The sequence below is a fragment of the Streptomyces roseoviridis genome (assembly GCF_039535235.1).
Classification (GTDB): domain Bacteria; phylum Actinomycetota; class Actinomycetes; order Streptomycetales; family Streptomycetaceae; genus Streptomyces; species Streptomyces roseoviridis.
The window spans coordinates 5,689,551-5,710,867 of sequence record NZ_BAAAWU010000001.1 but is presented as its reverse complement, the minus strand read 5'-3'; the positions used below and the strand labels follow the sequence as shown (position 1 = coordinate 5,710,867).

Sequence of the window (21,317 nt, the reverse complement as noted above, 5' to 3'; positions counted from 1 at the left end):
GGTGAGGGTGAGGCGCATGAGCGAGTTCAGCCAGTTCGTGGTGGGTGACGAGGACTTTCTCCTGGACGGCGGGCCGGTGCGGCTGCTGTCGGGGGCGCTGCACTACTTCCGGGTGCACGAGGAGCAGTGGGACCACCGGCTCGGGATGCTGCGGGCGATGGGCCTCAACTGTGCCGAGACGTACGTGCCGTGGAATCTGTACGAGCCGGAGCCGGGCCGGTACGGGGACGTGGGGGCGCTCGGCCGGTTCCTGGACGCGGTGGCGCGGGCGGGGATGTGGGCGATCGTGCGGCCGGGGCCGTACATCTGTGCCGAGTGGGAGAACGGGGGGCTTCCGCACTGGCTGACGGGGCGGCTCGGGCGGCGGGTGCGGACGGACGACGCGGAGTACCTGGGGCACGTGGAGCGCTGGTTCGGGCGGCTGCTTCCGCAGGTGGTGGAGCGGCAGATCGGGCGGGGCGGTCCGGTGGTGATGGTGCAGGTGGAGAACGAGTACGGCAGTTACGGCACGGACGCGGGTTATCTGCGGCGCATGGCGGACCTGCTGGTGGCGTGCGGGGTGGAGGTGCCGCTGTTCACCTCGGACGGTCCGGAGGACCACATGCTGACGGGCGGTTCGGTGCCGGGGGTGCTCGCGACGGCGAACTTCGGTTCGGGGGCGCGTGAGGCGTTCGAGGTGCTGCGCCGGCATCAGCCCCGGGGGCCGCTGATGTGCATGGAGTTCTGGTGCGGCTGGTTCGACCACTGGGGGCGGGAGCACGTGGGGCGGGACGCGGTGGACGCGGCGGCGGCGCTGCGGGAGATCCTGGAGTGCGGGGCGTCGGTCAACGTGTACATGGCGCACGGGGGGACGAACTTCGCCGGGTGGGCGGGGGCGAACCGGGCGGGGCGGCTGCACGGGGGCGAGCTGCGGCCGACGGTGACTTCGTACGACTATGACGCGCCGGTCGACGAGGCGGGGCTGCCGACGGAGAAGTTCTGGCGGTTCCGTGAGGTGCTGGCCGGGTACGCGCGGGGGCCGCTGCCGGAGGTTCCGGAGCCGCCGGTACGGATCGGGGCGCCGGCGGCGGGTGTCGTGGAGGGCTGGGCGCCGCTCGGGGAGGTCCTGGAGGTGCTGGGCGACGAGGAGCGGAGCGCGCCGCTGCCGCCGTCCTTCGAGGAGCTCGGGGTGGACCGGGGCCTGGTCCGCTACCGGGTGGAGGTGCCGGGTCCGCGGCAGCCGTATCCGCTGGTGGTGTCGGGGCTGCGGGACCGGGCGACGGTGTACGTGGACGGGGTGCCGGCCGGGGTCCTCGACACGGAGGAGGCGGAGCTCGCGGAGCCGGTGGCCGGGCCGGCCGTGGTGGAGCTGTGGGTGGAGTCGCTGGGGCGGGTCAACTACGGGCCGCGGCTGGCGGAGCCGAAGGGGATCACGGGCGGGGTGCGGCACGAGCGGCAGTATCTGCACGGGGTACGGGCGCGTGGCCTGCGGCTGGACGCCTTCGAGGCGGAGGCGGTGGCGAAGGTGCCGTGCGGTCCCGTGCCCGGTGGCGCCGGGCCGGGGCTCCACCGGGTGTCGGTGGCGGTTCCCTCCCCGGGCGACGCGTCGTTGCGGCTGCCCGGCTGGACGCGGGGCTTCGTGTGGGTCAACGGCTTCTGTCTGGGCCGCTACTGGAACGCGGGCCCGCAGGAGTCGCTGTTCGTGCCGGGTCCGGTGCTGCGGGAGGGCGCGAACGAGGTGTGGGTCCTGGAGCTGGAGGGCGGTGCGGGGGGCGCGGTGGAACTGGCCTGAGCGGGGAGGTGCCCGGGGCCGGCCGGCCCCGGGCACCTGGTGCCGCTCGCGTGGTCGGAGCGTCGTGCGTTCTCGCGGTCAGAGTGTCGCCGCGGCCGACTTGATGGCGGAGGCGAAGGTGGAGACCTCGGTGTAGACGCCGGGGTAGCCGGCCCGGGCGCAGCCGTAGCCCCAGCTCACGATGCCGACCTGGACCCAGGCGCCGGCGTTGTCCTTGCGGAACATCGGGCCGCCGGAGTCGCCCTGGCAGGTGTCGACGCCGCCCTGGTTGTAGCCGGCGCAGATCTCCTCGCCGGGGACGAGGTCGGAGCCGTACGCGGCCTGGCAGTCGGCGTCGGAGACGAACGGGACGGTGGCCTTGAGCAGGTAGCGCTGCTGCGAGCCGCCCTCGCGGGTGGCGCCCCAGCCGGCGACGGTGAAGGTGCCGCTGTTGTACGCGGTGGTCTCGGCGATCTTCAGGTTGGGCAGGCTGGTGATCGGCGAGGCGAGCTTGATGAGGGCCCAGTCCTTGCCCTGCCCGTTGTAGCCGGGGGCCTGGTAGACCTTGGTCGACCGGACCTTGATGGCGCTGCTGGACTGGAGGTCCACGACTCCGGCGGTGGCGGTGATGCTGGTGTTGGCGCCGGAGCCGCTCACGCAGTGCGCGGCGGTGAGGACGACCTGAGGGGTGATCAGGGAGCCGCCGCAGCCCATCGAGAGCCTGACCATCCAGGGGAACTCTCCCTGGGCGGCGCGGGTGCCGCCGACGACGGGCGCCGGGGCGGCCGAGGCGGTGGTGGTGGGCTGGAGGCTGACGGCGGCGAGGACGACCGCGCCGGCCGCGGCGAGTTTCTGCAGTGCGCGAACCAGTCTGTTCTTCTTCATGCGACGGCCTTCTTTCATGGGGGGTTGACCTTGATGGCATGCGCCCGTCAAGACTTGGTCCGGATTATGGGGAGCGCCCGACAGGGGTCACAAGGTGGCCTTTTCGGCCAGACGGGGGACGTGGGAAGGCGCCCGTACCCTGGGGCACGGGGGGTGGTCCGGCATGGCGCACAGCGATGAAGTCTTCCGGGTCGTGCGCGGTTTCCCGCACCTCGACACGGTCCGTGCCTCGATCGCCGCGCTCTACCGGCGTCTCTCCCCCGATGGCGTACACCGCTACGACACGAGCGTCGCGGCGGCGGACGTGCTGGTGGACGACGTGGACGACACCGGCGACGGCCCGCGGCTCGGGGCCCGGCGCGCCGCCCGCGCCCTCGTCCGCCAGCTGCGGCTGCCCGACGTGCGGGTGGTGGTGGACTTCCGCGCCATGGAGCACGCCGCGAGCGTGGAGCTGACGGCGGGTCCGCGGTACGCCGTCGAGCTGAACGACCGGTTCCGCACCCATCGCCGTGACATCGGCGCCGCCCTCGCCCACGAGGTCACCCATGTGCTGCTGCACCGGCTGGGGCTCGCCTTCCCCACGACCGCCGAGAACGAGATCCTGACGGACGTCGTCACCACCTACCTCGGCGCGGGCTGGCTGCTCCTGGACGCCTTCCGGCAGGACGGCGTGTCCGGCCAGAAGCTCGGCTATCTGACGCCGGAGGAGTTCGGCTACGTGCTGGCCAAGCGGGCCGAGGTGTTCGGCGAGGACCCCTCGCCCTGGTTCACCAGCGCGGTGGCGTACGAGGCGTGGCTGCGCGGCCGGGAGGAGGCCGCCCGGGACTGGCGGCGTCCGCCGCTCGCCGGGGCCGGCCCGATCGCCCGGCGGCGCGCGCGGGCCACGGCCAACGGCGTCTTCCCCTGCCCGGTGTGCGGGCAGCGGCTGCGGGTGGCGCCGGGGCGGCGGGTGAGGGCGCGGTGCGGGGTGTGCCGGACGGTCCTGGAGTGCGCGCCGTAACGGCCCGGCGGGCCATGCATTTGCGCCATTCGTGCCCCTCGGGTGAGGCTCGGCGCATGAGCAAGGTGTTCGACGCGCTGGTGGACGGGGACGACGACGGGCTGGTCCGGGCCCTGCGGGAGGGGGCCGACCCGGAGGCACGGGAGCACGGTGAGACCCCGCTGTACCGCGCGGCCGTCGCCAACCGGCCCGTCGCGGTGCGGGTGCTGCTGGCCGCCGGGGCCGACCCGGGGCGCGGGAGCGGCGAGGACGACGGGGACCTGCCGCTGTGCGGGGCGGCGTGCGGCGGTCACGCGGAGGTGGTGCGGGCGCTGCTGGCGGCGGGCGCGGAGCCGGACCAGGAGGAGGCGTACGGGTTCACCGCCCTGGCCTGGGCGGTACGGCTCGGGCACACCGAGGTGGTGCGGGCCCTGCTGGAGGCCGGTGCCGACCCCGGCCGGCCGGGCCCCGACGGGCTCGCCCCGCTGACGGCCGCCGCGCGCCGCGGTTCCGCCTCGGTCGTCCGCGCGCTGCTCGACCACGGCGCGGGCCGCGACCGCGAGGGCCTTGCGGAGGCGCTGGCCGAGGCACGGCGGTGGATCGGCGTGGACATGGCGGCGGTGCTGCGGCGCGGGCTGGTGGAGAGCGGCGGGACCGGTGACACGTACGAGGCGGTGGTGCGGCGGGTGCCCGAGGACGGTGGCGTGACGGTGGTCGTCGAGCTGCTGCGGGAGGACGGCGCGCCGAGCCGCGGCGACGAACGCCAGACGAGCCACGCCGCCGTCGCCACCCTCTTGGAGGGCGCGCTCGGGATCCGGGTCACCGAGGAGGAACTGGCCGCCCGCGCGCTGCGCTGCGGCGCCTCCGACCGGGACGACTGGCTCACGGCCGTCGCCGCGCTCGCCGACCGCGCCGACGAGACCGTCCTCGCCTCCGCCTCCGCCTGGTGCGCCGGCCCGGAGCCCCTGCGCCGCGCCCTCGCCGCCCGCGTCCTCGCCGCCCTCCCGCCCGCCGCGCGGCCGTCCGCCCTCCCGCTCCTGCGCCGCCTGGCCCGGGAGACGTCCGGGTCCCTCTCCCCCTCGGCCGCGGGCGGGCCCGCACCGGACGCCGACGCTCGGCCGGCGGGCGGGACGGGGCTCGCGGAGCAGGAGACGGCGGAGAAGGAGCTGGCGCTCGCGGTCGTCTTCGCGCTCGGGGAGTGCGGGGACTCCGGCGTGGTGCCCGAGCTGCGCGCGTTCGCCGGGCATCTTGAGCCCGAGGTGCGGCGGCAGGTGGCCGCGTCCTTGACCGGGCTGGTGCCCGCGGGGGACGGGGAGGCCGTGGCGGTGCTCGTCGGACTGAGCCGCGATCACGATCCGCGGGTGCGGGACTGGGCCACGCTCGCGCTCGCCGAGGTTCCCGGGGACCTGCCCGCCGTGCGCGAGGCGCTAGCGGCCCGGCTGGCCGATCCGGACCCGGACACCGCCGCCGAGGCCGCGCGGGGCCTGGCCATCCGTCAGGACCCTCGGGCCGTCGGCGCGTTGGCCCGGATCCTGGCCGACGGCGACCCCGAGGGCGCGCCGCGCGAGACGGCCCTGGCCGCCCTCGAACACGTACGGGATCCGCGGATCAGGACCCGTCTGGAGTGGACGACGCCGCGCTGCCGCTGACCGGCTCCGCCCCGTACACCGGACGCGGCGGCTCGGACCGCGCGAGGAGCTTCAGGGCTGTCTCGCCCGCCTCGGCGGGGGTGTGGCGGGCGCCCTTGTCGGCGGTGGGGCCGGGGCGCCAGCCCTCCATCACGGTGAGCCGGCCGCCCTCGGCCTCGAAGACGCGGCCGGTGACGCCGGCCGAGGCGGCGGAGCCGAGCCAGACCACCAGCGGCGCGACGTCCTCGGGGAGCGCGGCGAGGTCCGCGAAGGCGCGTGCGGTCATCCGGGTCCTGGCGGCCGGGGCCACGGCGTTGACCTGCACGCCGTAGCGGCCCAGCTCGGCCGCCGCGACCAGGGTGAGGGCGACGATCCCGGCCTTGGCCGCCGCGTAGTTGCCCTGGCCGACGCTGCCGAGCAGCCCCGCGCCGGAGGTGGTGTTGACCACCCGGGCGGCCACCGGGCGGCCCGCCTTCGCCTCGGCGCGCCAGTGCGCGGCGGCGTGCCGCAGCGGCAGGAAGTGGCCCTTCACATGGACGCGCAGGACCGCGTCGAAGTCGTCCTCGCCGAGGTTGACGAGCATCCGGTCGCGCAGGAACCCGGCGTTGTTGACGAGGGTGTCGAGGCGCCCGTACGCGGTGAGGGCGGTGTGCAGGAGGGTGGCGGCGCCCTCCTCGGTGGCGATGTCGCCGCCGTGGGCGACGGCCGCGCCGCCGCCGGCGCGGATCTCGTCGACGACGCGGGCGGCGGGGCTGTCGGGTCCGGGGCGGCCGTCGAGTCCGACGCCGAGGTCGTTGACGACGACGCGGGCGCCCTCGGCGGCGAAGGCGAGGGCGTGGGCGCGGCCGAGGCCGCGGCCGGCGCCGGTCACGACGACCACGCGTCCGTCACACAGTCCCATCTCGGTTCTCCTCGGGGTCGGTCGGCCCGGTGGGCCGGGTGGGCCCGGGCGGCGCGGTCCGCTCGGGCGGTTCGGGCGGCTTGTTGGCGGTCGCGGCGGCCAGGAAGGCGGGGCGCTCCCCGCCGCCGTGGACGAGGAGCGAGGCTCCGGAGATGTAGGCGGCGCGGTCGGAGGCGAGGAAGACGGCGGCCTCGCCGACGTCGGCGGGTTCGGCGAGCCGGCCCAGCGGCACGGTGCGGCCGACGGCGGCGATTCCCTCCGCGTCGCCGTAGTGCAGGTGGGAGCGTTCGGTCCTGACCATGCCGAGGACGAGGGTGTTGACGCGGACCTCGGGGGCCCATTCGACGGCCATGGTGCGGGCGAGGTTCTCCAGGCCGGCCTTGGCGGCGCCGTAGGCGGCGGTGCCCGGGGAGGGGCGGGTGCCGCTGACGCTGCCGATCATCAGGACGGAGCCGCGGGCGGCGCGCAGGGCCGGGTGGGCGGCGAGGGAGAGCGTGAGCGGGACGGTGAGGTTCAGCTCCAGGACCCTGGCGTGCCGTTCGGGGCCGCCGTCGCCGAGGCGGCGGTAGGGGGTGCCGCCGGCGTTGTTGACGAGGGTGTCGAGCCGACCGTACCGCTCGGCGATCCGGGCGAGGAGGTCCGCCGCCTGGCCGGGGCGCCGCAGGTCGACGGCCTCGAAGTCGGCCGCGCGGCCGGCGTCGGCGACCGGCCGGTCCGGGGGTCTGCGGGCGCAGACGACGACCTCGGCCCCGGCGCGCAGGAAGGCCCGGGCGATGCCCGCGCCCACGCCGCGGGTTCCGCCGGTGACGACGGCGACCCTCCCGTCCAGCTCCATCGGCTGCTACCTTCCTCCCAGCGCGACCTAACAAACGTTTGGTGGAAAGGTAGCTGATCCGCTCATGGGTGTCTCCACCTCACGCCCGGCCGAGGGCGTCGCCCGCGTCACCGTCGACTTCCCGCCCGTCAACGCCCTGCCGGTGCGGGGCTGGTTCGAGCTCGCCGACGCCGTCCGCGCCGCCGGGCGCGACCCGCGGGTGCGCTGCGTCGTCCTGGCCGCCGAGGGCCGCGGCTTCAACGCGGGCGTGGACATCAAGGAGCTCCAGCGCGACGCCGGCCACGGCTCGCTCATCGGCGTGAACCACGGCTGCGCGGAGGCGTTCGCGGCGGTGTACGACTGCCCGGTGCCGGTCGTCGCCGAGGTCGGCGGCTTCTGCCTGGGCGGCGGCATCGGGCTCGTCGGCAACGCCGACGCGATCGTCGCCGCCGAGGACGCCGTCTTCGGCCTTCCCGAACTGGACCGGGGTGCGCTCGGCGCCGCCACCCATCTCGCCCGGCTGGTGCCCCAGCACCTCATGCGCGCGCTGTACTACACCTCGCGCACGGTCACCGCCGCCGAGCTGCACGCCCACGGCTCGGTGTGGCAGGTGGTGCCGCGGGCGCAACTGCCGAGCGCGGCGCTGGAGCTGGCCGCCGAGATCGCGGCGAAGGACGGCACCCTGATCCGGCTGGCGAAGGCGGCCGTCAACGGCATCGACCCGGTCGACGTGCGCCGCAGCTACCGCTTCGAGCAGGGCTTCACCTTCGAGGCGGGACTCGGCGGGGTCGCCGCCCGGGTCCGCGCCTCCTTCGGCGCAGGGGAGGGCGCGTGACCGACAAGACCATGACGCCGGACGAGGCCGTCGGACGGCTCCGCTCCGGCATGACCCTCGGCATCGGCGGCTGGGGCGCGCGGCGCAAGCCGATGGCCCTGGTCAGAGCGGTGATCCGGTCGCAGATCACCGATCTCACCGTCGTCTCCTACGGTGGCCCCGACGTCGGCCTGCTCGCCGCCGCCGGCCGGATCCGCCGGCTCGTCGCGCCCTTCGCGACCCTCGACTCCGTCCCCCTCGAACCGCACTTCCGGGCCGCCCGCGAGCAGGGCCGGATCGCGATGACCGAGTACGACGAGGCCATGTTCATGTGGGGGCTGCACGCCGCCGCCAACCGGCTGCCCTTCCTGCCGGTACGGGCCGGACTCGGCTCCGACGTCATGCGGGTCAATCCCGGACTGCGCACGGTCACCTCCCCCTACGGGGACGGCGAGGAGTTCGTCGCCGTGCCCGCGCTGCGCATGGACGCCGCCCTCGTCCACGTCAACCGCGCCGACCGGGCCGGCAACGGCCAGTACCTGGGCCCCGACCCGTACTTCGACGACCTGTTCTGCGAGGCCGCCGACACCGCGTACGTCTCCTGCGAACGGCTCGTCGACGCCTTCCCGTCCGGCACCGCCCCGCAGACCCTGCTGATCAGCCGGCACAGCGTGACCGGGGTCGTCGAGACCCCGAACGGGGCGCACTTCACGTCCTGCGTGCCCGACCACGGCCGCGACGAGCCCTTCCTGAGGCTCTACGCGACCACGCCCTGGCCCGAGTTCGCCGCGCGCTTCCTGTCCGGCAGGACCGAGGACGACTACCAGGCCGCCGTCCGCGCCTGGCGCGAGGAGGACCGGACATGACCACCCGCGCCGAATACTGCGTGATCGCCTGCGCCGAGGCGTGGCGGGGCGACGGCGAGGTGCTCGCGAGCCCCATGGGCCAGATCCCCTCCTTCGGCGCCCGCCTCGCCAGGCGGACCTTCTCCCCCGGCCTGCTCCTCACCGACGGCGAGGCCCTGCTCGTCGGCCCCGACGGGCGGCCCGAGGGCTGGCTGCCGTACCGCCGCCACCTCACCATGGTCACCGGCGGCAGGCGGCACGTGATGATGGGCGCGAGCCAGATCGACCGGTACGGCAACCAGAACATCTCCTGCGTCGGCGACTGGGAGCGCCCCACCCGCCAGCTCCTCGGCGTGCGCGGAGCGCCCGTCAACACCCTCAACCACCCCGTCAGCTACTGGATCCCGAAGCACGCGCGGCGGGTCTTCGTCGAGCGGGTCGACATGGTCAGCGGCGTCGGTTACGACCGGGCCGTCGGCCCGTACCACCACCTCCGGCGCGTCGTGACCGACCTCGCCGTCCTCGACTTCGCGACGCCCGGCCACGCGATGCGGCTCGCCTCCGTGCACCCGGGCGTGACGGTCGACGAGGTCCGGGCCGCCACCGGCTTCGAGCTGGTGATCGACGGCGACGTACCGGACACCCGCGAGCCGACGCCCGAGGAGCTCCGGCTGATCCGCGAGGTGATCGACCCGGCCGGGCTGCGCGACCGGGAGGTGGCCCCGCGATGAGGACGGCCCTCACCGAACTGGTCGGCGTCCGCCACCCGATCGTGCAGACCGGCATGGGCTGGGTCGCCGGGCCCCGGCTCGTCTCGGCCGCCGCGAACGCGGGCGCGCTCGGCGTCCTCGCCTCCGCCACCATGACCGTCGACGAACTGCGCGCGGCCGTGCGGGAGGTGAGGTCCCGCACCGACGCGCCGTTCGGGGTGAACCTGCGCGCGGACGCCGGTGACGCCCGCGAACGGGTCCGGATCGTCGTCGAGGAGGGCGTACGGGTCGCCTCCTTCGCCCTCGCGCCGTCCCGCGGGCTGATCGCCGAACTGAAGGACGCCGGGGTCGTCGTCATCCCCTCCGTCGGGGCCCGCCGGCATGCCGAGAAGGTCGCGGCGTGGGGCGCGGACGCGGTTCTCGTCCAGGGCGGCGAGGGCGGCGGGCACACCGGCGAGGTGGCGACGAGCGTGCTGCTCCCGCAGGTCGTCGACGCGGTCGGCATCCCCGTGGTCGCGGCCGGCGGTTTCCACGACGGGCGCGGCCTGGTCGCCGCGCTCTCCTACGGGGCGGCGGGCATCGCCATGGGGACCCGGTTCCTGCTCACCTCCGACTCGACCGTCCCCGACGCCGTCAAGGCGAGGTATCTGGCGGCGACCGTGAACGACGTCCTCGTCACCACGGCCGTCGACGGGCTGCCGCACCGGATGCTGCGCACCGAGATGGTCGCCGCGCTCGAAGGCGCGGGCCGGGTGCGGGCGCTGGCGCAGGCCGTGCGCCGCGCGGCCGGTTTCCGCCGGCTGAGCGGGATGTCCTGGGCGGAGATGGTCCGCGACGGGCTCGCGATGCGCGGCGGAGGGCACGGCGGGGGCGGGCGGCGCGGCGGGGGACACGGCGGGGGCGGGCGGCGCGGCGGGGGCCGCGGCCGGCGGCTGTCCTGGAGCCAGGTCCTGCTCGCCGCGAACACCCCGATGCTCCTGCGGGCCTCCATGGTCGAGGGCCGCACCGACCTCGGCGTCATGGCCTCCGGACAGGTCGCCGGGGTGATCGAGGACCTGCCCAGCTGCGAGGAGCTGGTCGCCCGGATCATGTCGGAGGCCGCGCACGTGCTCCGTACGCTTCCGCCGGCGTAGGGGCCTGCCGGCCCTCGTGTCCGTGCGCCGCCCCCGTATCGGAGCCCCTACAGGCGCTCGATGATCGTGACGTTGGCCTGACCGCCGCCCTCGCACATGGTCTGCAGCCCGTACCGGCCGCCCGTGCGCTCCAGTTCGTGCAGGAGGGTCGTCATCAGCCGCACGCCGGTGGCGCCCAGGGGGTGGCCGAGGGCGATCGCGCCGCCGTTGACGTTGACGCGGTCCGGGTCGGCACCGGTCTCCTTCAGCCAGGCGAGGACGACCGGGGCGAATGCCTCGTTGATCTCGACCAGGTCGATGGCGTCGATGGTCAGGCCGGTCTTCTCCAGGGCGTGCGCGGTCGCCGGTATGGGCGCCGACAGCATCCGGATCGGGTCCTCGGCGCGCACCGACAGGTGGTGGATCCGGGCCCGCGGGGCGAGCCCGTGCGCGCGGACCGCCCGCTCGCTCGCGATCAGCATCGCGGCGGCACCGTCGGAGATCTGGGAGGAGCAGGCGGCGGTGATGGTGCCGCCGTCGACGACCGGCTTCAGGGCGGCCATCTTCTCCGGGCTGGTGTCGCGGCGCGGGCCCTCGTCGACGGTGACGCCGCCGTAGGGGACGGTCTCGCGCGCGAAGCGGCCCTCGTCGATCGCCCGGAGCGCCCGCCGGTGGGAGCGGAGGGCGTACTCCTCCTGGGCGCGGCGGGTGATGCCCCAGGTGGCGGCGATGAGTTCGGCGCCGTGGAACTGGTCGACCGGGGCGTCCCCGTAGCGGGCGCGCCAGCCCTCGGAGCCGGCGTAGGGGCCCTGGGTGAGGCCGAGGGGTGCGGCGGCCTGCCGGGAGGCGTAGGCGATGGGGATCATGGTCATGTTCTGGGTGCCGCCCGCGACCACGAGGTCCTGGGTGCCGGAGAGCACGCCCTGGGCGGCGAAGTGGACGGCCTGCTGGGAGGAGCCGCACTGCCGGTCGACGGTGACGCCGGGCACCTCCTGGGGCAGTCCGGCGGCGAGCCAGCAGGTGCGGGCGATGTCGCCGGCCTGCGGGCCGACGGTGTCGAGGCAGCCGAAGACGACGTCCTCGACGGCGGCCGGGTCGATGCCGGTGCGCTCGACGAGCGCCTTCAGGACGTGGGCGCCGAGGTCGGCCGGGTGGGCGGCGCCGAGCCCTCCCCCGCGGCGGCCCACCGGGGTGCGGACCGCTTCGACGATGTAGGCCTCGGCCATGGCTGCTCCTCCTGGTCGGCGCGCCGTCCCTGCGACGGCTAGGGGGTGTCTACGGCGATCCCGTCGAGCACCATCGACAGGTACTGGCGGGCGATCTCCTCGGGGCTGTGCTGTCCGCCGGGGCGGTACCAGGACGCGGCGACCCAGACGGTGTCGCGCACGAACCGGTAGGTGAGCCGGACGTCGAGGTCGGCGCGGAAGACACCGGCGGCGACGCCGCGCTCCAGCGTGCCGAGCCAGGCCCTCTCGAACCTGACCTGCGAGTCGGCGAGGTAGCGGAAGCGGGGCTGGTCGGCGAGGTGACGGGCCTCCTTCTGGTAGATGGCGACGGCGGCGCGGTGCCGGTCGATCTCCCGGAAGGATTCGGTGACGAGGGCCTCGATGGTCTCGCGGGGGCCGAGTCCGGCGCCGAGCACGGCGTCGTAGCCGTCCCACAGCTCGTTCAGGAAGGTGGAGAGGATCTCGTCGAGCATCGACTCCTTGGAATCGAAGTGGTAGTAGAGGCTGCCGGCGAGCATGCCCGCCTCGTCGGCGATCCTGCGGACGGTGGTGGCGTTGTACCCCTGGGCGGCGAACACCTCGGCGGCGGTGTCGAGGAGTTCCCTGCGCCGCTCGGGCGAGGCGGTCACCTGCGTCTTCTTCTTCGTCGTTGGCACGCGTCCATTGTCGTCCCCCGGTGCCGCGCGCTACGGGTGCTGGCTGCTGACGGAGACCGTCTCGCCGGTCATGTAGGAGGAGTAGTCGCTGGCGAGGAAGACGATGACGTTGGCGACCTCCCAGGGCTCGGCGTACCGCCCGAAGGCCTCGCGCCGGGTGAGCTCGGCCAGCAGTGCGGGGGTGGTGACCTTGGCGAGGTGGGGGTGCATGGCGAGGGAGGGGGCGACGGCGTTGACGCGGACGCCGTAGTCGGCCGCCTCGATCGCGGCGCAGCGGGTCAGGGCCATCACGCCGGCCTTGGCGGCGGCGTAGTGGGCCTGGCCGGCCTGGGCGCGCCAGCCGACGACGGAGGCGTTGTTGACGATGACCCCCTTCTCGCCGCTGTCGCGGAAGCGGCGCAGGGCGGCGCGGACGCAGCGGAAGGTGCCGTCGAGGGTGACGTCGAGGACCCGGTTCCACTGGTCGTCGGTCATGTCGGCGAGGGCGGCGGTGCCGCCGAGTCCGGCGTTGTGGACGAGGACGTCGAGGCGGCCGTGGAGGCGTACGGCGGTGTCGTGGAGGGCCTGGACCTGGGCCTCGTCGGTGACGTCGCACCTCTGGGCGGCGACGTTGGCGGCGCCGAACTCGGCGGCGAGGGCGGCTTCGGTCTCCGCCAGGCGGCGGGCGTGGGCGTCGCTGATCAGGACGCGGGCGCCTTCCTCCAGGAGGCGGCGGGCGGTGGCGCCGCCGATGCCGGTTCCGGCGGCGGCGGTGACGACGGCGGTGCGGCCGGCGAGCAGGCCGTGTCCGGGGACGTACGGCGGCGTGGTCATCCGCGCGGCTCCTTCGGCAGGCCGAGCAGGCGCTCGGCGATGAGGGTGCGCTGGATCTCGCTGGTGCCGGCGTAGATGGTGTCGGCGCGGGAGAAGAGGAACAGCCGCTGCCAGTCGTCGAGTGCGTAGGGAGGTCCGGCGGCGAGGGTGGCGGCGGCGCCGCGGACGTCCATGGCGAGTTCGCCGAGGTCGCGGTGCCAGTGGGACCAGGAGAGCTTGGCGGCGGACGGGTCGGTGCCGCACAGGGCGTGGGCGCGCAGGGTGCGCAGGCCGGTCCAGGCGCGGACGAGCCGGTCGCGGATCAGGGGGTCGGCGGCGGCGCCGCCCGCGCGGGCGAGGGCGAGGAGGGCGGCGAGTTCGCGGCGGAAGCCGACCTGCTGGCCGAGGGTGGAGACGCCCCGCTCGTGGCCGAGGGTGGCCAGGGCGATGCGCCAGCCGTCGCCGGGGGCGCCGACGACGTGGGAGGCGGGGGTGCGGGCGCCGTCGAAGAAGACCTCGTTGAACTCGCTGGTGCCGGTGAGCTGGGTGATGGGCCGGATCTCGACGCCGGACTGGTCGAGCGGGACGAGGAGGTAGGAGAGCCCGGCGTGGCGCCGTGAGCCCGGTGCGGTCCGGGCCAGGACGAAGCACCACTGCGCCTGGTGGGCGAGGGAGGTCCAGGTCTTCTGGCCGTGCAGGACCCAGTGGTCGCCGTCGCGGACGGCGCGGGTGCGGACGGCGGCGAGGTCGGATCCGGCGCCGGGTTCGCTGTAGCCCTGGCACCACAGTTCCCGCACGTCCCGGATGGCGGGCAGGAAGCGGGCCTTCTGTTCCTCGGTGCCGTGGTCGATCAGGGTGGGGCCGAGGAGTTGTTCGCCGATGTGGTTGACGCGGGCGGGGGCGTCGGCGAGGGCGTACTCCTCGTGGAAGGCGATCTGCTCCTCGATGCTCGCGCCGCGCCCGCCGTGCTCCTTCGGCCAGCCGACGCAGGTCCAGCCGTGGTCGGCCATGTGCCGTTCCCAGGCGAGGCGTTCGGCGAACGCCTCGTGTTCGCGGCCGGGGCCGCCCCGGCCCCGTAGCGCGGCGAACCGGCCGGTGAGCCGTGTCTCCAGCCAGTCGCGTATCCCGGCGCGGAACTCCTCGACGCTGCTCGTGGCGCTGCCCATGGCCGTACGTTAACCTACCAAACACTTGTTAGGGAAGGTTGGAGGAGGCGGCGCCATGGACCTGACCCCCACCGCGGACGAGGAGCGGCTGCGCGCCGAGGCACGCGCCTGGCTGCGCGCCCATGTGCCCGCAGCGCCGCTGCCGTCGCTGGAGACGGCGGAGGGCTTCGCCGCCCACCGGGCCTGGGAGGCCGAACTCGCCGCCGCCCGCTGGTCGGTGGTCTCCTGGCCCGAGCGCTACGGCGGCCGGGACGCGGACGTGTTCGGCTGGCTGGCCTTCGAGGAGGAGTACTACGCGGCGGGCGCGCCCGGCCGGGTCTCGCAGAACGGCATCCATCTGCTGGCCCCCACCCTCCTCGCGCACGGCACCGAGGAGCAGCGGGCCCGGGTGCTGCCGCCGATGGCGGCCGGCGAGACGGTCTGGGCGCAGGCGTGGTCGGAGCCGGAGGCGGGCTCGGACCTCGCCTCGCTCACCTCCCGGGCCGTGCGCACCGACGGCGGGTGGCTGCTGTCCGGGCAGAAGACCTGGTCCTCGCGGGCGGCCTTCGCGGACCGCGCCTTCGGGATCTTCCGCACCGACCCGGCCCCGGTGGCCGGGGGGCGGCCGCACCGGGGCCTGACGTATCTGATGTTCGACCTGCGGGCGCCCGGAGTGACCGTGCGGCCCATCGGCCGGCTCGACGGGAAGCCTGCCTTCGCGGAGCTGTTCCTGGACGAGGTGTTCGTGCCGGACGCGGACGTCATCGGCGAACCCGGGCAGGGCTGGGAGATCGCCATGTCCGCCACCGGCGACGAGCGTGGGCTCACCCTCCGCTCCCCCGGCCGCTTCCTGGCCGCCGCCGACCGGCTGGTCCGGCTGTGGCGCACGCACGGCGACCCGGCCGACTCGGCCCTGCGCGACCGGGTCGCGGACGCGGTGATCGGCGCCCGCGCCTACCGGCTGTTCACCGCCGCGGCGGCCTCCCGGTCGGCGGCCGGGGCCGAACTCGGCGCCGGGTCCAGCCTCACCAAGGTGTTCTGGTCGCGCCTCGACCTCGCCCTGCACGAGACGGCGCTCGACCTGCTCGGCCCCGAGGGCGAACTGGCCGACAGCGCCTGGGCCGAGGGGCACGTCTTCTCGCTCGCCGGACCGATCTACGCCGGCACGAACGAGATCCAGCGCGACATCATCGCCGAGCGCCTGCTCGGCCTGCCGAAGGGCCGCCGCTGATGCGTTTCCTGCCGACCGACGAGCAGCGCGCCTTCGCGCGTTCCCTGGACGCGATGCTGACCGCCGCCGGCACTCCCCCCGCCGCGCGGGCCTGGGCGGCGGGCGATCCGGGCCCCGGGCTCGCCCTGTGGCGCCGGCTCGGCGAGGCCGGCGTGTTCGCGCTCGCGGTCCCCGAGGCGTACGGGGGCCTCGGTCCGCGCCCCGTCGAGCTCGCCCACGCCTTCGTGGAGGCGGGCCGCCACGCGGTCCCCGGCCCGCTGGTCGAGACGGTCGCGGCGGCCGCCCTCCTGGCCGGGCTCGCCGAACGGGGCGGGACCGGCCCGGCGAACCGGTTCCTGCCCGCCCTCGCCTCGGGCGGCACCACGGCGTCCCTGGTCCTGACCGGGGACGGGCTCGCCCTGGACCCGGACGTGGCCGACGTGCTCTTCGTCGTCGCCGGCGACGAGCTGCGGATCGCGCCCGGGCACACGGGGATACGGGTCTCCGCCGACCCGGTACGGCGGCTCGCGCGACCCGCACCCGGCGGGGAACCGCTCGCGACCGGGCCCGCCGTGCCGGCCTCGGCCGCACGGGCCCGGCGCTGGGCCCTGCTGGCCACGGCCGCGCAGTCGCTCGGGGTGGGGCTCGCCCTGCTCGGCCGGACGGTGGCGTACGCGAAGCAGCGCACCCAGTTCGGAGCGCCGATCGGCTCGTTCCAGGCGGTGAAGCACCGGCTCGCGGACACCCTGCTCGGCCTGGAGTTCGCGCGCCCGCTGCTGTTCGGCGCGGCGCTCACCTTCGAGGAGGGCGACCTCGCGGCGGCCAAGGCGGCCTGCGGGGAGGCCGCCCACGCGGCGGCCCGCACGGCCCTGCGGGTCCACGGAGCCGTCGGCTACACCGAGGAGTTCGACCTCTCCCTCTGGCTGCGCAAGGCCCGGCCGCTGCGGGACGCCTGGGGCACGCCCTCCTGGTGCCGGGCGCGGGTGCTGGCGGAGCTGACGGCGACGGCGGGATCCCGCGGTACGGGGTGACGCGGAGACATGAGCGGCACGGGTGCCGTGTGATGTCACGTTTCGCCGCCCCGGCCGGTCATAGGGCTGTGAGACGACGACTCCCGGCTGCCCGCGGCAGCCGGCCGAGAGAGACGAGAACGTCATGCAGCCCTTCCTGGTGACCGGTGGAACCGGAAAGCTGGGACGAGCCGTGGTGCGGCGCCTTCACGACGGACACCGCGAGATCCGGGTACTCAGCCGCCGGGCCCAGCCTCCTGGGACACCGGCCTCGCACCGGCGCGTGGTCGGTGACCTGAGGACAGGACAAGGACTGGACGCCGCCCTGCGCGGAGTCGGGACCGTCGTGCACTGTGCCACCACCTACGGCAAGGAAGACATCACGACGACACGGAATCTGATCGACGCGGCTCTGAGGAGTGGGAGCGACCCGCACCTGGTCTACGTCTCCGTCGTCGGCGTCGACGTCATCCCGGTTCCCTACTACCGCCACAAGCTCGAGGCCGAGCGGATGATCGCGCGCTCCGGGCTGCCGTGGACGGTGCAACGGGCCACGCAGTTCCACGACCTGGTGGCGAGCTTCTTCGCGTGGCAACGGTGGTCTCCCCTGACACTGACCCTTCAGCGGTTCCGGTTCCAGCCGATCGACGTCCGCGATGTCGCCGACCGGCTGGCCCGTCTCGCCGTGGGCGATCCGGCCGGGAGGGCACCCGACATCGGCGGGCCGCGGGTGCGCACCATGCGTGAGCTCGCCACCGCCCACAACAAGGCGCACGGGCTCCGCCGGCGCGTCGTCTCCCTGCGCGTACCGGGCAGGATCGCCCGCGGTTTCACCGAGGGCGCGAACCTCGCCCCGCACCACGCGATCGGCACCGTCACCTTCGACGACTTCCTCGTCGAGCAGCGCAAGGACAACGGCACATGAGCGACGTGAGAACCGCCTGCGTACGCACCGGACTGATCTTCTTCGCCCTGGTCTCCGCCGCGCTGGGCCTCTACATCCTCGTCTCACCGGAGGGGTTCTTCAGCTGGTCCTGGGTCAACCTGGGCATGGACTACAACCCGCACCTGATGCTCGACTACGGCGCGATGAACCTGGCCGCCGCGATTCCTCCCGGCGCCGCCGCCGTGGTGATGAGCCCGGCCTTCACCCGTACCGCCCTGGCCTCGTACGCCACGTGGTCCACCGCGCACTTCCTCATCCACGTGCACTTCCGCTCCCATGCCGTCGCGCACGCCTCCGCCGCCGAAGCCGACCTCCTCCTCGGCGTGCTGGGTATCGGCGTCGTGGTCCCGATCGCCCTGCTCCTGCTCACCTTCGGCCGTCCCGCTCTTCCCGGCCGGCGGCGGGAGAGTGGGCGTCAAGACCTACGGGTCAGGTGAGGGGATCACGCGTGCTCAACCGGCCTCCGCCTCCTCGCGGGGCGGGCTGTCGTCGGTACCGCGCCGGATCGTCCGCACCCGCCCGCCCGGTGCCCAGCTGCGGACGACGAGGTCCTCGCCCTCCACGCTGGTGCGGACGACCTCCGTGAGCTCGGCCCGGAAGAGGTGGAAGGGCTGCGGCGCGCCGGCCTGGCCGGCGTACCACGCAAGGGTCTCCGGGTCGGTGGTCTCGATCGCCCGCCCGGAGAGCCGGACGTCCCCGCCGCCCATGCCGGTGCCCTCGCCGGGGTTGGCGAGCAGCGCGAACCGGGGGTCCCGGCGCAGGTCCAGGGCCTTGCGCGAGTGCGGCATCATGCCCAGCCACAGCTGGCCGTCGCGGAAATCCGCCTCGATGCCGCTCAGGCGCGGCGAGCCGTCCTTGCGGAGGGTGGCCAGCACGTGGTGGGTGTACTGCCCGAAGCGCTCGCGGACGGTGGCGGCGAGCTCGGGTTCGGCCGTCTCGACGTCGCCCCAGGCGACGGCGGCCGGGGCGGTGCGGGGCGTGGCGTGCGATGCGGTTCCGGTGTCTCCCATGCCTCCAGGGAACACCGGAACCCCGACACCTTCTGTCTGGATTGCTCCGGAAGCTCGTCCGGACCGCTCCGGACCGCTCCGGACCGCTCCGGACCGCTCCGGACTAGGCGGCCTCGCGCTCCGCCTTGCTGCGCTCCACGCAGAACTCGTTGCCCTCCGGGTCGGTGAGCACGACCCAGCCGGTGCCGTCGGGACGGCGCTGGTCGTCGAAGAGGGTGGCGCCGAGGGCGAGCAGCCGCTCGACCTCCTCGTCACGGGTGCGGTCCTGCGGCTGGAGGTCGAGGTGGATCCGGTTCTTCACGGACTTCTTCTCGGGCACCTGGATGAAGAGCAGCCCGCCCCCCGGCGTGTCGACCAGGGCCTCCGGGTCGCCGGGACGGTCGTCGTCGGAGATCTTGGAGTCGAGCACCTGGGCCCAGAAGCCCGCCAGTGCGTAGGCGTCGGAACAGTCGATGGTCACGTGTCGTACGAGAGAGCTCATGCCGTCACTATCGCGTGCCGGCAACGCTCCTGACCAACCGTTTGTTCCGGGGGCTCACCCGGCCGGCGCGATCCCCCGTCCCTCCGTGGCGGCGACCAGCGCGGCCAGCGAGGACCGGGCGCCCTGGAGGTCGGAGATCTGCTCGTCGATGGCGTCGAGCCGGGCCACCAGGAGCGGGCTGAGGCAGGGCTCGATCTCCGTCTCGCTGCCGCAGACGCAGTCCAGCACCTCCGCGATGATCCGGGTCGGCAGCCCGGCGCCGAGCAGCGCCCGGACGCGCCGGACGACGGCGGGGGCGTCGGCCCCGTAGACCCGCTGACCGCCGGGGGTGCGCTCCGGGACGAGGAGGCCCTGCTCCTCGTAGTAGCGCAGGAGCCGGACGCTCACCCCGGTCGCACGCGACAGCTCACCGATGCGCATCCCGCCCCCACCCGTCTCTCATGTGATCCCCCTCACAGGCCCTTGAAGCTCACACCGATGTGAGCTCCTAGCGTTCCGGTCATGACGAACGACATGGCACACCACGGCGACCGGCTCGACACCAACGTATTCCACATCGGCGGCGACCTCCCGGTCCGCCGCATCGGCTACGGCACGATGCGGCTCGCCGACGGGCCGGGCGACCCCCGCGGGCCCGAGGCACGCATCTGGACCGGGCCGGCCGACCGGCCCGCCGCGCTGCGTCTGCTGCGCACCGCCGTCGAGGCCGGCGTGAACCTCTTCGACACGGCCGACGCCTACGCGCTCGGCGCGGGCGAGGAACTGCTCGCCGAGGCGCTGCGGCCGTACGGGGACGAGGTCGCCGTCGCCACCAAGGTGGGCAACCTGCGGCCCTCGCCCACCGAGTGGGTGCCGCTCGGCCACCCGGCGTATCTGCGCCAGCAGACCGAGCTGAGCCTGCGACGGCTGCGGACGGAGCGGATCGACCTGCTGTATCTGCACCGGCTGGACGAGAACTATCCGGTGGCCGAGCAGCTCGGCGCCCTGAAGCGTCTTCAGGAGGAGGGGAAGGTCCGGCACATCGGCCTGTCCGAGGTGACCGTCGAACAGCTGGTGGAGGCGGGACGGACGGCGCCGGTCGCGGCCGTGCAGAACCTGTACAACCTGGCCGAACGCGGCCACGACCCGGTCGTCGACCACACGGCACGGCACGGCATCGCGTTCGTGCCCTTCTTCCCGGTCGCGATGGGCGCGCACGCGGGCCCTGACGGACCGGTCGCCCGGGTGGCCCGCGAGGCCGGCGCGACGCCCGCCCAGACGGCGCTGGCCTGGCTGCTGCGCCGTGGCCCGCACGTGGTGCCGATCCCAGGCACGACCTCGGAGCACCACCTGAAGGAGAACATGGGGGCGCTCGAGGTGAAGCTGAGCGACGAGCAGTTCGCGCTGCTCTCCGAGGTCGGGACCGAGGCTGAGACCGAGGCTGAGACCGGGGCCCAGGCCCAGGCCGATACCGAGACCGGGTCCTGAACGGGGCCGGCGCTCAGTCGCGGACGATGCCCTGGGCCCGGGCGGCGGCGAGCCAGGCGGGGAAGTCGGCGACCAGCCGGTCGTAGAGCTCGGCGTCCGGGACCCGGCGCGGGTCGCGGCCCGCGTGGAAGAAGCCGGAGTTGTCCACGGGCCGCTTCGCCGGGACGGCCAGCTCGTCGAGGCGGCGCAGGAACTCGAACTGCCGGCTGCCCGGGTCGCCGAAGCCGACGAACTGCCAGAAGAGCGGGAGCCGGGCGGCCTTGCAGACGTACCGTTCGGCGGCGACCTTGTTGATCGGGCCGCCGTCGGTCTGGAAGACGACGAGCGCGGGCGCGGTGGTGCCGCTGTCCAGGTAGTGGTCGATGACCGCGTCCATGGCGAGGTGGTAGCTGGTCTTGCCCATGTGGCCGAGGCCGGCGACGATCCGGTCGATCCGGCCCTTGTGGTCGGCGAGTTCGATGTCGGTCTCGCAGTCGATGTCGGTGGAGAAGAACACCACCGGCACCCGGCCGTCGTCGTCGAGGTGGGCCGACAGGCCGAGGACCCGGTCGGCCAGGGCCTGGACGGTGCCGTCCGCGTAGTAGGGCTTCATCGAGCCCGAGTAGTCGAGGACGAGGTAGACGGCGACCCGCCGGCCGTCGACGCCGTGGCGCCGCAGCGAGTCCCCGGCCGTCTTGTACAGGTCGACGAGGGCGGGCGCGGTCTCCTCGACCTTGCGCAGACTCAGGGCCACGGGTGGTTCCTCTCCGGTCCTCGACGTCCGCGAGCACGGCGTCCGCCGCGGCCGCGACGTCCGCCACGGTCGGCAGTCTAGGGGCCGGCGACGTCCCGGGCGCCGCCCGCGCTCCGGCACCGGGACGCACCGCGACGCCCGCCCGGTCGTCCAGGTCGGGGACAGTGGGGCGAGCGTCGCGCTCAGTTCCGCACGTCGTTGTA

General features: G+C 74.7%; 23 protein-coding genes. 12 read left to right on the top strand and 11 right to left on the bottom strand.

Features of this window, described 5'->3' with window-relative positions:
- Nucleotides 1–16 precede the first annotated feature (16 nt).
- Complete coding sequence (locus ABD954_RS25815) at nucleotides 17–1,771, top strand: glycoside hydrolase family 35 protein (RefSeq protein ID WP_345489382.1); 1,755 nt, start codon at nucleotides 17–19, stop codon at nucleotides 1,769–1,771.
- Between the two features lie 78 nt (nucleotides 1,772–1,849).
- Here the strand turns inward: ABD954_RS25815 and ABD954_RS25810 are convergent, their stop codons facing one another.
- Nucleotides 1,850–2,635: a S1 family peptidase gene (locus ABD954_RS25810; protein ID WP_345489380.1), complete on the bottom strand. Its 786-nt coding sequence runs from the start codon at nucleotides 2,633–2,635 to the stop codon at nucleotides 1,850–1,852.
- 163 nt (nucleotides 2,636–2,798) lie between these two features.
- Here ABD954_RS25810 and ABD954_RS25805 point away from each other — a divergent pair, with 163 nt between their 5' ends.
- The gene (locus ABD954_RS25805) at nucleotides 2,799–3,635 is read left to right on the top strand and encodes a hypothetical protein (protein WP_345489378.1); all 837 of its coding nucleotides are present in this window, start codon (nucleotides 2,799–2,801) and stop codon (nucleotides 3,633–3,635) included.
- 56 nt (nucleotides 3,636–3,691) lie between these two features.
- On the top strand, nucleotides 3,692–5,263 hold the full coding sequence (locus ABD954_RS25800; protein WP_345489376.1) for an ankyrin repeat domain-containing protein: 1,572 nt from the start codon (nucleotides 3,692–3,694) through the stop codon (nucleotides 5,261–5,263).
- Here ABD954_RS25800 and ABD954_RS25795 read toward each other — a convergent pair.
- Both ABD954_RS25795 and ABD954_RS25790 read right to left on the bottom strand, forming a co-directional pair.
- Nucleotides 5,223–6,143: an SDR family oxidoreductase gene (locus tag ABD954_RS25795; protein WP_345489374.1), complete on the bottom strand. Its 921-nt coding sequence runs from the start codon at nucleotides 6,141–6,143 to the stop codon at nucleotides 5,223–5,225. The genes ABD954_RS25800 and ABD954_RS25795 overlap by 41 nt on opposite strands.
- Nucleotides 6,130–6,978: an SDR family oxidoreductase gene (locus tag ABD954_RS25790; protein WP_345489372.1), complete on the bottom strand. Its 849-nt coding sequence runs from the start codon at nucleotides 6,976–6,978 to the stop codon at nucleotides 6,130–6,132. The genes ABD954_RS25795 and ABD954_RS25790 overlap by 14 nt, the downstream gene beginning before the upstream one ends.
- Nucleotides 6,979–7,042: 64 nt before the next feature.
- Between ABD954_RS25790 and ABD954_RS25785 the strand changes: the two genes are divergently transcribed.
- The 4 genes from ABD954_RS25785 to ABD954_RS25770 are packed head-to-tail and all read left to right on the top strand — an operon-like array spanning nucleotide 7,043 to nucleotide 10,459.
- A complete protein-coding gene (locus ABD954_RS25785; protein WP_345489370.1) occupies nucleotides 7,043–7,792 on the top strand; it encodes an enoyl-CoA hydratase family protein in 750 nt (249 codons plus the stop codon).
- On the top strand, nucleotides 7,789–8,637 hold the full coding sequence (locus tag ABD954_RS25780) for a CoA transferase subunit A (RefSeq protein ID WP_345489368.1): 849 nt from the start codon (nucleotides 7,789–7,791) through the stop codon (nucleotides 8,635–8,637). The genes ABD954_RS25785 and ABD954_RS25780 overlap by 4 nt, the downstream gene beginning before the upstream one ends.
- Nucleotides 8,634–9,347, top strand: coding sequence for a CoA-transferase subunit beta (locus tag ABD954_RS25775; protein WP_345489366.1), 714 nt, complete (start codon nucleotides 8,634–8,636; stop codon nucleotides 9,345–9,347). The genes ABD954_RS25780 and ABD954_RS25775 overlap by 4 nt, the downstream gene beginning before the upstream one ends.
- Nucleotides 9,344–10,459: an NAD(P)H-dependent flavin oxidoreductase gene (locus ABD954_RS25770; RefSeq protein ID WP_345489364.1), complete on the top strand. Its 1,116-nt coding sequence runs from the start codon at nucleotides 9,344–9,346 to the stop codon at nucleotides 10,457–10,459. The genes ABD954_RS25775 and ABD954_RS25770 overlap by 4 nt, the downstream gene beginning before the upstream one ends.
- 47 nt (nucleotides 10,460–10,506) lie before the next feature.
- Here the strand turns inward: ABD954_RS25770 and ABD954_RS25765 are convergent, their stop codons facing one another.
- The 4 genes from ABD954_RS25765 to ABD954_RS25750 are packed head-to-tail and all read right to left on the bottom strand — an operon-like array spanning nucleotide 10,507 to nucleotide 14,278.
- Nucleotides 10,507–11,664: an acetyl-CoA C-acetyltransferase gene (locus ABD954_RS25765; protein WP_345489362.1), complete on the bottom strand. Its 1,158-nt coding sequence runs from the start codon at nucleotides 11,662–11,664 to the stop codon at nucleotides 10,507–10,509.
- 38 nt (nucleotides 11,665–11,702) lie between these two features.
- Nucleotides 11,703–12,320, bottom strand: a complete 618-nt coding sequence (locus tag ABD954_RS25760; RefSeq protein ID WP_345489360.1) for a TetR/AcrR family transcriptional regulator — start codon at nucleotides 12,318–12,320, stop codon at nucleotides 11,703–11,705.
- A gap of 30 nt (nucleotides 12,321–12,350) precedes the next feature.
- Nucleotides 12,351–13,133, bottom strand: a complete 783-nt coding sequence (locus tag ABD954_RS25755) for an SDR family oxidoreductase (RefSeq protein WP_345489358.1) — start codon at nucleotides 13,131–13,133, stop codon at nucleotides 12,351–12,353.
- Nucleotides 13,130–14,278 (bottom strand): acyl-CoA dehydrogenase family protein, encoded by a 1,149-nt coding sequence (locus tag ABD954_RS25750; protein ID WP_345489356.1) that lies wholly within the window; start codon nucleotides 14,276–14,278, stop codon nucleotides 13,130–13,132. Before ABD954_RS25750 ends, ABD954_RS25755 begins: the two co-directional genes overlap by 4 nt.
- Before the next feature lie 55 nt (nucleotides 14,279–14,333).
- Here ABD954_RS25750 and ABD954_RS25745 point away from each other — a divergent pair, with 55 nt between their 5' ends.
- The 4 genes from ABD954_RS25745 to ABD954_RS25730 all read left to right on the top strand — a co-directional run bounded on the left by ABD954_RS25745 (nucleotide 14,334) and on the right by ABD954_RS25730 (nucleotide 17,860).
- On the top strand, nucleotides 14,334–15,488 hold the full coding sequence (locus ABD954_RS25745) for an acyl-CoA dehydrogenase family protein (protein WP_345489354.1): 1,155 nt from the start codon (nucleotides 14,334–14,336) through the stop codon (nucleotides 15,486–15,488).
- Entirely contained in the window at nucleotides 15,488–16,498 is a 1,011-nt protein-coding gene (locus ABD954_RS25740; RefSeq protein ID WP_345489352.1) for an acyl-CoA dehydrogenase family protein, read from the top strand. Before ABD954_RS25745 ends, ABD954_RS25740 begins: the two co-directional genes overlap by 1 nt.
- 124 nt (nucleotides 16,499–16,622) lie before the next feature.
- The gene (locus tag ABD954_RS25735) at nucleotides 16,623–17,402 is read left to right on the top strand and encodes an SDR family oxidoreductase (RefSeq protein WP_345489350.1); all 780 of its coding nucleotides are present in this window, start codon (nucleotides 16,623–16,625) and stop codon (nucleotides 17,400–17,402) included.
- Nucleotides 17,399–17,860, top strand: a complete 462-nt coding sequence (locus tag ABD954_RS25730) for a hypothetical protein (protein WP_345489348.1) — start codon at nucleotides 17,399–17,401, stop codon at nucleotides 17,858–17,860. The genes ABD954_RS25735 and ABD954_RS25730 overlap by 4 nt, the downstream gene beginning before the upstream one ends.
- Nucleotides 17,861–17,875: 15 nt before the next feature.
- On the opposite strand, the gene ABD954_RS25725 is transcribed toward ABD954_RS25730, so the two are convergent.
- The 3 genes from ABD954_RS25725 to ABD954_RS25715 all read right to left on the bottom strand — a co-directional run bounded on the left by ABD954_RS25725 (nucleotide 17,876) and on the right by ABD954_RS25715 (nucleotide 19,334).
- Nucleotides 17,876–18,433: a pyridoxamine 5'-phosphate oxidase family protein gene (locus tag ABD954_RS25725; RefSeq protein WP_345489346.1), complete on the bottom strand. Its 558-nt coding sequence runs from the start codon at nucleotides 18,431–18,433 to the stop codon at nucleotides 17,876–17,878.
- A 103-nt stretch (nucleotides 18,434–18,536) separates the two neighbouring features.
- Nucleotides 18,537–18,914 (bottom strand): VOC family protein, encoded by a 378-nt coding sequence (locus ABD954_RS25720; protein ID WP_345489344.1) that lies wholly within the window; start codon nucleotides 18,912–18,914, stop codon nucleotides 18,537–18,539.
- Between the two features lie 54 nt (nucleotides 18,915–18,968).
- Nucleotides 18,969–19,334, bottom strand: a complete 366-nt coding sequence (locus ABD954_RS25715) for a MerR family transcriptional regulator (protein WP_345489342.1) — start codon at nucleotides 19,332–19,334, stop codon at nucleotides 18,969–18,971.
- An 81-nt stretch (nucleotides 19,335–19,415) separates the two neighbouring features.
- Between ABD954_RS25715 and ABD954_RS25710 the strand changes: the two genes are divergently transcribed.
- A complete protein-coding gene (locus ABD954_RS25710; protein WP_345489341.1) occupies nucleotides 19,416–20,381 on the top strand; it encodes an aldo/keto reductase in 966 nt (321 codons plus the stop codon).
- Between the two features lie 13 nt (nucleotides 20,382–20,394).
- Here the strand turns inward: ABD954_RS25710 and ABD954_RS25705 are convergent, their stop codons facing one another.
- Nucleotides 20,395–21,114, bottom strand: a complete 720-nt coding sequence (locus ABD954_RS25705; RefSeq protein ID WP_345489339.1) for a VWA domain-containing protein — start codon at nucleotides 21,112–21,114, stop codon at nucleotides 20,395–20,397.
- Nucleotides 21,115–21,317: the final 203 nt, after the last annotated feature.